Consider the following 1,792-nt stretch of genomic DNA (forward strand, 5'->3'; position numbering starts at 1 on the left):
TAGCACATGAGTGCTACCTTGAGGTATGGAATCGATCGGTATTCGTGAGCTGCGTCAATACGCGTCCCGCTATGTGGCCCTGGCCGCAAGCGGCCAACGGGTTGCGGTGACCGACCGGGGCGTCCTGGTGGCCTACCTGGTGCCCGCCGACCCCAGCGCGCCGTTGGACCGGCTTGCCGCTGCCGGCCAGTACGAGCCCGCGGTCGGGAGCATTCTGGACCTCCTACCGCCGCCCGCCGCGCCTGTCGGCGCCCGACCGTTGTCCGCCGTCGTGGGGCAGCTGCGGGACGAAGAGCGCTGGTGATCTATCTTGACACGTCGGCCTTCGTGAAGTTGGTTCGCGCCGAACAGGAGACGGCTGCGCTGCGGGATTTCCTCACCACCCGGCGTGGGATGCCGCTGGTCTCCAGCGTGCTTCTGGTCGTGGAAACCCGCCGCGCCGTGCTACGCGAGGATCCCTCGTTGCTGGCGGGCGCAGACCTGCTGCTTACCCGGATCGGACGGGTGGACATCGTCCACGCTGTCATCGAGACGGCCAGCCGGCTTCCGGGCGCCGGGCTACGTTCGCTGGACGCCATCCATCTCGCCACGGCCCTGCTCATGCGGGATGGCCTGGACGGCTTCGTCACCTATGACCGCCGGCTGGCTTCCGTGGCCGGTGAGCAGGGCCTACCGGTCCGCGCACCCGCCTGACCGCAGTTCCGCGTAGGTACAGAGTTCACATCGGGGCGTCGCCTTCGGGCATCGAGCACGGTGGCGGGGGAGTTACATATGAGGACCAGCCTGACCTCTCAGGAATTATGCGAAAACATCCTGATCTTGGCGTTGTGGTATGTCTGGGAGGTCGAGGCTGCTCACGGGCTCGTGCCGTGAGGTACGAGCGCAGGCGTGGCCGCCTCACCGACCGGTTACTCGGCCTCGCCGGAATAGACCCGGATCACGCTACCGAGTTCATCGACCGGGCTCGGTATGTCTGCGCGGCTCTGTTCATGGTGATCTACGGGGTTTACGCCACGGTTGGTTGCGCGTTCTTTCTGATGATCGCGACTGGCGGCGGGTTCTTCCCAGGGGTGCTCGTCGGGCTACTTGTCGCGACAGCCGTTATCCTCTATGACCGGTTCCTGCTCTCCCAGGTGAGCGTGAACCTCCAGGATCTGGACAACGACGATGCGCCGTCCCTCGGCAAGACGAAGATCCCCGGATACGCCGGCCGGGTAGTGATCACAATGCTCACGGCGGTTGTACTGACTGATCCGTTGATCCTGAAGATGTTCAATGCCGAAATCACCGGAGAGCTCAGCCGGCAGAGCGGTAACCACGTCAGGGAGCTCAACGCTGCGGTCGAACAGCGCAGGCAGCAGCTCCGTACGGATCTCGATGTGGAGATCGCAAAGGATGAGAAGGACCTTCAGGACGCACAACGGGCCGTCGCCGCCGCTGACGGTGCGGCCCAGAACGAGCGCAAGGGTGCCGGAGCTACGGGCCTCAGCGGCACGGGTGACACCTACAAGCTGCTGTACGGTGACTACACTAGGGCGCTCGCCCGGCAGAATCTGGTAGCGGACACCCTCGGTACCGCCCAGGCGAACAAACCCGCGAAGATTCAGGAGATCGACGTTGAGGCCGCCAGACAGACGGCGGACAACATACGCCTTCAACCGAAGCCCGAGGGCATTCTCAACTTCCAGCGGGCACTGTTGTCCGTGCTCGGTGGTAACGCGGCGGCACTCCTCCTCTGCGTGCTGATTTATCTGCTGCTGTTTGTGCTCGACCTTGCGGTGCTGCTGTTCAA

The 1,792-nt window shown here is 64.2% G+C and carries 3 protein-coding genes; all 3 read left to right on the forward strand.

Annotated features, from left to right (window positions below; genetic code table 11):
* The first annotated feature begins 25 nt into the window (after positions 1-25).
* Positions 26-304: a type II toxin-antitoxin system prevent-host-death family antitoxin gene (locus tag U9980_RS13605; protein WP_322768243.1), complete on the forward strand. Its 279-nt coding sequence runs from the start codon at positions 26-28 to the stop codon at positions 302-304.
* Positions 301-693 (forward strand): type II toxin-antitoxin system VapC family toxin, encoded by a 393-nt coding sequence (locus U9980_RS13610; RefSeq protein WP_322768244.1) that lies wholly within the window; start codon positions 301-303, stop codon positions 691-693. The genes U9980_RS13605 and U9980_RS13610 overlap by 4 nt, the downstream gene beginning before the upstream one ends.
* A gap of 176 nt (positions 694-869) precedes the next feature.
* The coding region (locus U9980_RS13615; protein ID WP_322768245.1) for a DUF4407 domain-containing protein at positions 870-1,792 on the forward strand (923 nt) is incomplete at its 3' end.

The sequence above is a fragment of the Protofrankia sp. Cr1 genome, assembly GCF_963555865.1.
GTDB lineage: Bacteria > Actinomycetota > Actinomycetes > Frankiales > Frankiaceae > Protofrankia.